This is a genomic window from Nocardia sp. NPDC055053, from assembly GCF_053608285.1.
In genome coordinates this window covers 1-8,112 of record NZ_JBSGVD010000076.1, presented here as the reverse complement: position 1 = coordinate 8,112, position 8,112 = coordinate 1, and the positions used below count along the sequence as shown (strand labels likewise).

The window sequence follows — 8,112 nt, the reverse complement described above, 5'->3', positions numbered from 1 at the left end:
GCGCAGGCGACCGACTGCTGACCCAGGTTGGTCAGCATGCCGCAGGCCCACGACTTCTGGACCTTCCACTTGCCGTCCTCGGCCACGAACGGCACGTCAACGACATTGGTCTGGCCGTTGACGGTGAAGTTGGCCTTCGCGTTGACGCTCTCACCGAAGGAGGTCACCTCGGTGACCTGCACCTGGACGTTGGCGTCCTTGGCTGCCTGCGCCAAGCGGTTCGGCAGCTCGGGGTCGGCCGAACCACCCTGCACGAAGTCCGTCTTCTCCTCGTTCGGGATCGAGGGATCCAGCGCGGTGTTCAGTTGCGCGTTGAGCTCATCGACAGTCGGCACCGGGGGCAGTTCCGCGGCGGCTGTAGCCGTGGCCTTGGCGCTGGTGGTGGTCTTGGCGGCGGGCTTGTCACCCTTGTCGTCGCTGCACGCGCTCAGCCCGAGGGCGGCGACCACGGCCAGTCCGGCGATCGCGACACGTCCGGTCGTACGAAGCTTCAACTGCTCGTCCTTTACGTTCGAGGTGGGAGTTCCATCGCGGTAGCCGAGGCTACCGGAGACTCGCCGAAGGGCCGCCCTACAGGCCGGTGTGGCCATCGCCATCTTCTGTCATAGCCCAAAGGTATTGTCGGCGTGTGCAGCTGCGATACAACTTCCGCCTGTACCCCACCGTGGGCCAACAGCGGTCGTTGGCGAAGGCATTCGGGTGCGCCCGTGTGGTCTACAACGATGCCTTGCGAACTCGCCGCGAAGCGTTCGAAACCGGACAGTGGGTCAGCGATGCGGAGTTGTCCAAACGGCTGACTGCGTCGAAGGCGACCTCGGAACGGAAATGGCTCGGGGAAGTGTCGTCGGTGGTTCTTCAGCAGGCACTCGCCGAGTTGAACACCGCGTACCGCAACTTCTTCGCCTCGTCGACCGGCAGGCGTAAGGGTGCGCGGGTCGCGCCCCCGAAGTACCGGTCCCGCAAGGACAATCGGCAATCGATCCGGTTCACGCGTAATGCCAGGTTCACGGTGACCTCATGCCGGAAGCTGAGGCTGCCGAAGATCGGCGATGTTGCGGTGCGCTGGTCACGGGCGCTGCCTACGGGTCCGTCGAGTGTGACAGTGATCAAGGACGCGGCGGACAGATACTTCGCTTCCTTCGTGGTCGAGGTCGAGTCAGTGCCACTGCCACCCTCGGATTCCGACGTGGGTATCGACCTGGGTTTGACCGCGTTCGCGACGTTGTCGAACGGAAAAACGATCGACAATCCTCGGTTCTTGCGCCGCGCCGAACGCAAGCTGCGCGCCGCACAGCAATCGCTGTCGCGCAAGCAGAAGGGCTCAGCGAACCGGGCCAGAGCACGAATCAAGGTCGCGAGGGCGCACGCCAAGGTGGCCGACACGCGCAGGGATTGGGCGCACAAACAGTCCACGACGATTATCCGCGACAACCAAGCGGTGTACATCGAGGACTTGTGCGTCAAAGGCTTGGCGCGAACCCGATTGGCGAAGTCGGTGCACGATGCCGGATGGGGGATCTGAACGCCGCGAACAACATTCTGGCCGCGGGACGCGCGGACAGCCCAACGCTTGTGGAGCTGGTGTCAGACGTGCCTTCGGGTGCGCGACCGGCCGTGAAGCAGGAACCCACCGGAAGCACGGCCTAACCCGTGCAGACCGGAATGCCCGCCCTTCGGGGCGGAAGGACGTCAATACTCAGGAGAGGCTGGCGAGCGGGTCGGCCCGTGTCAGGCGCTCGTCGTCGGCTGGAAAAGTACGCGCCGGGCCCGGGCCTGTCGAGCTCGTCTCGAAGCGGACGGTCACCACGCCGTAGCCCGCGCCCTGGACCCAGCCGTGCCCGAATTCGGGGTGGCTGACGTCCATGCCCGGAAACCATTGTCCGGCAGGAAGATGGTGTTCTTCGGGGGGTGGCGTGGTGTCTTCGACCGCCTCCGCCGCCAGATCCTCCGGCACCGCCTGGTCGAGTTCGGGGAACAGCGATTCCTGGCGTACGAGCGAGAGCCCGCCGTAGCCGACACCGACCAGCCGGATCGGGCCGAGTTCGGTCGGGTCGATGGCGGATCGTTGCGCGGCCGCGGCCAGGGTGGCGAGGTCGGCGGTGGCGTAGGGCAGGGTGAACGACCTGGTCACGATGCTCATATCGGACTTCTTGAGTTTGAGCACCACCGTGCGGGCCGCGCGGCCGTCGTGTTCGAGCCTGCGGTGCGCTGATGCCGCCATGGCGGTGATGGCGGTGCGCAGGTCGGGCAGGGTGACGATGTCGCGCTCGTAGGTGTTCTCGGCGCTGATCTGCTTGGCCTCGGCGCGCTCGGTGACCGGGCGGTCGTCGATGCCGCGGGCGAGCCGGTGCAGCGCGGCGCCCATGCTGCCGCCCAGGATCGAGGCGGCCTCGGATTCCGGCAGCGCCGCGAACGCGCCGACGGTCTCGATGCCGAGGCCGCGCAGCCTGCTCTCGGCGACCGGGCCGATCCCCCACAGTTTGCGGACCGGCAGCCCGGCCAGCAGGCCGCCCTGTTCGGCGGGGGAGATCACCCGCATGCCGTCGGGTTTGGCCAGGCCGGAGCCGATCTTGGCGAGCTGCTTGCCGGTGCCCGCGCCGATCGAGGCGGTGAGTCCGGTACGCGCGTTGACCAGTTCGCGCAGCATCGCGCAGTAGTCCTCGACCTGCGCCACGCTCGCACCGGCCAGCTCGGCGGGTTCGGCGAACGCCTCGTCGAACGACAGGGTCTCCAGCACCGGAATGCGACCGCGGAGCGTGTCGAACACCTGGGCGCTGAGCACCGAATACACCGCGCCACGCGGCGGCACCACCACCGCCGACACGCCGATCAAGCGCCGGGCCTGATGCATCGGCATGGCCGAGCGCGCGCCGTAGACCCTGGCCTCGTAGCTGGCGCCGGCGACGACACCGCGCTGCCCCGCGCCGCCGACAAGAACAGGCCTGCCACGCAGCGTCGGCCTGGTCAACTGCTCGGCCGAGGCGAAGAACGCGTCCATATCGATATGCAGCACCCAGCGGCGGGCGGTGACCGCCGCATCGGCCCTGGCCGGGACGCCGGCGGTGGTGGCGTCGGTCCTCACGCCCGCAATCTACGCGGGACCGCCGACAGATTCGGCAGCCAGTTGACAGCCGTGACACAGCGGCCACCCGGGCCGATATGTGATGATCGGTGGATGAAGATCCGCAAGGCTGTCATTCCGGCTGCGGGAATCGGCTCCCGGCTGCTTCCGCTGACCAAGGCGACGCCGAAGGAGATGCTGCCGGTCGGCGACAAACCGGTCATCGAGCACACCGTGCGCGAGCTGGTCTCCTCCGGGATCACCGACATCACCATCGTCGTGAGCAGCGGCAAGTCGCTGATCCAGGATCACTTCCGCCCGAACCCGGCACTGGTCGCGCAGCTGCGCGCCGACGGCAAGTCCGCCTACGCCGACGCGGTGGAAGAGGTCGGTGAGCTTTCGCGCGCCGGTCACATCACCTATCTCGACCAGCACGGTCCGTACGGCAACGGCACGCCCGTGCTCAACGCCGCCAGGAACCTGGGCGACGAGCCGATGCTGGTGCTGTGGCCCGACGACGTGTTCGTCGCCACGGTGCCGCGCGCCCAGCAGCTCATCACCGCCTACGAGTCCACCGGCTGCCCGGTGCTCGCGCTGATGCCGATGGCGCCGGGCGAGTCGCAGCGCTACGGCGTGCCCGTGGTGCGCGAGGACCTCGACGACGGTCTGCTGCGCATCTCCGGCCTGATGGAGAAGCCCAAGCCCGAAGACGCGCCGTCGGCCTACGCGGCCATCGGCGGGTATGTGGTGACGCCGGGCATCATCGACGAGCTGCAGGTGCAGACCGACAACTGGTACACCCACCAGACCGGCGAGGTGTATCTGACCGACGCGATCAACAACTACGCCGCCAACCACGCGGTGTACGGGCAGGTCATCCAGGGCCGCTGGTACGACACCGGCAATCCGGCCGACTACCTGGTCGCGCAGTTCGCCTCGGCGCTGGCTCATCCCGAGTACGGGCCGCTGCTGCGCCAGCTGGTCGACTAGGCGTCCGCGCTCGGCCAGGACAGCTGGTCGGCAATCGGGCGGCATCGCCTGAGCGATCCGCTGATCCGGTGGCGCGCCGGGGCTGACTCGTTCCCGGCGCGACACCGTTTCCACAGGACGATCGTCACGAGCAGTCACTGTCACCTGAGCGTGTTCCATGCGCATCAGCAGCAACGCGTCAGATTGTGCCCGACGGTCCGGCGAATGTCCCGTATTTCAGCAAATACTCAGCATCGAGCGTGTCGCCGAGTCGGTCAGCAGGCGAATCCGAGTGCGCCGCAATCGATTCCACCCGGCTGTTGGCCGACACCCTTGCCGCAGGAAAGGGGCGGGGCCGTCTCCGGCCCCGCCCCTCTCTCCGGCGATCTAGGCCTTGCTGACCGAAGCCCGCACCCCGCCGGTGAGCTCAGCGGCATCCGGGCCCACCGCACCGAAAGTCAGCGTGGTGGCCAGGATCTCCCCGGCGATCAGGTCGCGGTGGGTCTGGGCCCACCCGGCCCGTTCGGCGGGCACATCCAGGACCACGCTGATCCGGTCCGACACGTCGAGACCCTGTGACTTGCGGGTCTCCTGCAGGTCGCGGATGAGGTCGCGGGCCCAGCCCTCGGCCTCCAGCTCCTCGGTGACCACCGAGTTCAGCACCACCAGACCGGCATTGCCGGGCAGGGCTGCGGTGGACTCGGGTTCGGCGGCCACCAGGCGCTGGGTGTACTCCTCGGGCAGCAGGGTGATCCCGGCGGCGGTGACGACACCATCGGCCGACTCCGTCCACTCCCCCGCCTTGACGGCCTTGATCACCGTCTGCACCTGCTTGCCGAGGCGCGGACCGGCGGCACGCGCGTTGACGGCCAGCTCGAACCGGCCGTGCACGGCGACGTCGGTGGTCAGGTCGACCTTCTTGACGTTGACCTCGTCGGCGATGAGCGCGGTGAACGGCGCGAGCCGCTCGGCGTCGGCCGCGGCGATGGTGACCTCGGCCAGCGGCAGCCGCACCCGCAGGTTCTGCGCCTTGCGCAGGCTCAGCACGGTGGAGCAGACCACGCGCACCTCGTCCATGGCGGCGACGAGTTCGGGATCGTGCGGCAGCTCGGTCTCGGTCGGCCAGTCGGTCAGGTGCACCGAGCGCTCGCCGGTGAGCCCACGCCAGATGACCTCGCTGATCAGCGGCAGCAGCGGCGCGGCGAGGCGGGTGACCACCTCGAGCACCGTGTGCAGCGTGTCCACCGCGTCGCGGTCCTCGGACCAGAACCGCGAACGCGACCGGCGCACATACCAGTTGGTGAGCGCGTCGGCGAAGGAGCGCAGCTCGTCGGCGGCGCCGGCGATGTCGTAGGTCTCGAGCGCCTCGGTGAGCACGTCCCGGGTGACCGCCAGCTTGGCCAGGATGTACCGGTCGAGCACATTCGGCGAATCCGTGCGCCACTGTCCGGGCTTGGAGGCGTAGAGCTGCAGGAAGGTCCACGCGTTCCACAGCGGGCGCAGGGCGTGGCTGACGCCTTCGCGGATGCCGCGCTCGGTGACGATGAGATTGCCGCCGCGCAGGATCGGCGAACTCATCAGGAACCAGCGCATCGCGTCGGAGCCGTCGCGGTCGAAGACCTCGTTGACGTTGGGGTAGTTACCCTTCGACTTCGACATCTTCAGGCCGTCGTCACCGAGCACGATGCCGTGCGCGGCAACGGTTTTGAACGACGGTGAGTCGAACAGCGCGGTCGAGAGGACATGCAGCGTGTAGAACCAGCCGCGGGTCTGCCCGTTGTACTCGACGATGAAATCGCCGGGGAAGTGGCCGTCGAACCACTCCTTGTTCTCGAACGGGTAGTGCACCTGGGCGAAGGGCATCGAGCCCGACTCGAACCAGCAGTCGAGCACCTCGGGCACCCGGCGCATGGTCGAGTTCCCGGTGGGGTCGTCGGGATTGGGCCGGGTCAGGTCGTCGATGTAGGGGCGGTGCAGATCCTGCGGGCGCACGCCGAAGTCGGCTTCCAGCTCGTCGAGCGACCCGTAGACGTCGACGCGCGGGTAGGCCGGGTCGTCGGAGACCCACACCGGGATCGGGCTGCCCCAGTAGCGGTTACGGCTGATGTTCCAGTCGCGCGCGCCTTCGAGCCACTTGCCGAACTGGCCGTCGCGGATGTGCTCGGGCACCCAGCTGATCTGCTTGTTCAGCTCGACCATCCGGTCGCGGAACTGGGTGACCGCGACGAACCAGGACGGCACGGCCATGTAGATCAGCGGCTGGCCGGAACGCCAGCTGTGCGGGTAGGAGTGCTCGATCGTCTCGTGCCGCAACAGCTTTCCCGCGGCCTTGAGGTCCTTGATGATCACCGGGTTGGCGTCGAAGACCATCAGGCCCTCGTACGGCGGCACCATCGAGGTGAACTTGCCCGCCGGGTCGAGCGGCTGCACGATCTCGATGCCGTTGGCCGCGGCCACGTCCATATCCTCCTCACCGAAAGCCGGTGCGAGGTGGACGATTCCGGTGCCGGAATCGGTGGTGACGTAGTCGGCGGTGAGCACGCGGTGCGCGTGCGGGTGGCCGACGAAGAAGTCGAACGGCGGGCGGTAGGACAGGTCGGCCAGGGCCGCGCCGTCGTACTCGCCGAGCACCTCCGGCTCGTCGCCGAACTCACGGGAGTAGTGCGAGACACGTTCGGCGGCAAGCAGATAGCGCTTGTCGTCGGCGCCGCGCACGTGCACGTAGCGCACGTCGGGGTGCACCGCGATCGCCAGGTTGGACGGCAGGGTCCACGGCGTGGTGGTCCAGATCAGCGCGTTCGCGCCGTCGAGCGCGGCCAGGGGATGCTCGGCCGGGACGACCAGCTGCATGTCGACGGTGACCGCCGGGTCCTGCCGCATCTTGTAGGCGTCGTCGAGGCGGGTCTCCTGGTTCGACAGCGGCGTCTGCTCGTACCAGCTGTAGGGCAGCACCCGGAAGCCCTGGTAGATCAGGCCCTTGTCGTAGAGCGACTTGAACGCCCACATCACCGACTCCATGAAGTCGAGATCGAGGGTCTTGTAGTCGTTGTCGAAGTCGACCCAGCGCGCCTGGCGGGTGACGTAGTCACGCCACTCGCCGGTGTAGCGCAGTACCGAGGACTTACAGGCGGCGTTGAACTCGGCCAGCCCCATCTCGTCGATCTGCGCCTTGTCGGTGATGCCGAGCTGCTTCTCGGCCTCGATCTCGGCGGGCAGGCCGTGGGTGTCCCAGCCGAAGCGGCGGTCGACCAGCTTGCCGCGCATGGTCTGGAAGCGCGGGATCAGGTCCTTGACGTAGCCGGTGAGCAGGTGACCGTAGTGCGGCAGACCGTTGGCGAAGGGCGGGCCGTCGTAGAAGACGAACTCGTCGTTGCCGTCCCGGTTGCGCAGGCTGGCGCGGAAGGTGTCGTCGCGGGCCCAGTAGTCGAGCACCTGCTGTTCGAGTTCCGGGAACGACGCGCCGGAACCGGCGCCGAAGTCGACCCGGGGGTATGCACCGGTGGTTGTCTCGTCCGCCATCGCGGATCTGCTCCTCGTGCCGCCGCGCCGTCGGCGCGAATCCTGGGCACGGGGACGATGCCGGCGCCGGTGCGCCGTACCGCGGTACCACCCCGTTTGCCCGATCCGTCCCTGCTGGGAAGCGGTGCGGGCCTCTCGTTGTGTGAGCTGTGACGGGCTCACCCGTTCGGTTCTACTGAGCGCGTACGCCGTTCTTCCGAAGGCTCCCCGGTGATGGCCGGATCAGTGCCGTGTGTTCTTCGATTCTAGCGGGGACCGTCCAGCGGTTATTCCGCGGTCAGTCCCTCCGGCTGCGCTGCGCGTGGTGCCGTCCGGGCCGGACCGGGTCGTTCTCGGGTTTCCGCGCGGCCAGCGCACTCACCAGCAGTGTGGCGGCACCGATCATGCAGATCAGAATGCACCCCCAGGCCCACAGCACCGAACCGGTGGCGAGCGCCGCGACGAGCAGACCGAAACCGATTGCCGCGAGGACGAGCGTCAAGACGAGCATGCTGACTCCCAAGAAACCCGAGCAGCCCGATGAAAGCTGGGCGTTCCCGGATCGCGCGGCATGCCGCGCGATC

At 67.9% G+C, this 8,112-nt stretch carries 6 protein-coding genes; 2 read left to right on the top strand and 4 right to left on the bottom strand.

From position 1 onward, the window contains the following. Window positions 1-494: hypothetical protein (locus ACWF82_RS34125; protein WP_452507690.1), on the bottom strand; the 494-nt coding region annotated here is incomplete at its 3' end. An 86-nt stretch (window positions 495-580) separates the two neighbouring features. Here ACWF82_RS34125 and ACWF82_RS34120 point away from each other — a divergent pair. Further along, window positions 581-1,522 carry an RNA-guided endonuclease InsQ/TnpB family protein gene (locus tag ACWF82_RS34120; protein ID WP_452507689.1) on the top strand — a complete coding sequence of 314 codons (942 nt, stop codon included), beginning with the start codon at window positions 581-583 and terminating at the stop codon, window positions 1,520-1,522. Window positions 1,523-1,696: 174 nt separating this feature from the next. Here the strand turns inward: ACWF82_RS34120 and ACWF82_RS34115 are convergent, their stop codons facing one another. Then, a complete protein-coding gene (locus ACWF82_RS34115) occupies window positions 1,697-2,998 on the bottom strand; it encodes a DNA polymerase IV (protein ID WP_452507692.1) in 1,302 nt (433 codons plus the stop codon). Between the two features lie 177 nt (window positions 2,999-3,175). On the opposite strand from ACWF82_RS34115, the gene ACWF82_RS34110 reads away from it, so the two are divergent. Further along, on the top strand, window positions 3,176-4,051 hold the full coding sequence (locus ACWF82_RS34110) for a UTP--glucose-1-phosphate uridylyltransferase (RefSeq protein ID WP_452507688.1): 876 nt from the start codon (window positions 3,176-3,178) through the stop codon (window positions 4,049-4,051). 366 nt (window positions 4,052-4,417) lie between these two features. Here the strand turns inward: ACWF82_RS34110 and ileS are convergent, their stop codons facing one another. Together ileS and ACWF82_RS34100 are read right to left on the bottom strand one after the other, a co-directional pair. After that, window positions 4,418-7,549: an isoleucine--tRNA ligase gene (gene ileS, locus ACWF82_RS34105; protein WP_452507687.1), complete on the bottom strand. Its 3,132-nt coding sequence runs from the start codon at window positions 7,547-7,549 to the stop codon at window positions 4,418-4,420. A 277-nt stretch (window positions 7,550-7,826) separates the two neighbouring features. Then, window positions 7,827-8,039, bottom strand: a complete 213-nt coding sequence (locus tag ACWF82_RS34100) for a hypothetical protein (RefSeq protein ID WP_452507691.1) — start codon at window positions 8,037-8,039, stop codon at window positions 7,827-7,829. Window positions 8,040-8,112 lie beyond the last annotated feature (73 nt).

Bases quoted from the DNA above. Each gene is read 5' to 3' on its own strand.
- ACWF82_RS34100 (WP_452507691.1), bottom strand. From the start codon at position 8,039: ATGCTCGTCTTGACGCTCGTCCTCGCGGCAATCGGTTTCGGTCTGCTC.
- ACWF82_RS34115 (WP_452507692.1), bottom strand. From the start codon at position 2,998: ATGGACGCGTTCTTCGCCTCGGCCGAGCAGTTGACCAGGCCGACGCTG.
- ileS (WP_452507687.1), bottom strand. From the start codon at position 7,549: ATGGCGGACGAGACAACCACCGGTGCATACCCCCGGGTCGACTTCGGC.
- ACWF82_RS34110 (WP_452507688.1), top strand. From the start codon at position 3,176: ATGAAGATCCGCAAGGCTGTCATTCCGGCTGCGGGAATCGGCTCCCGG.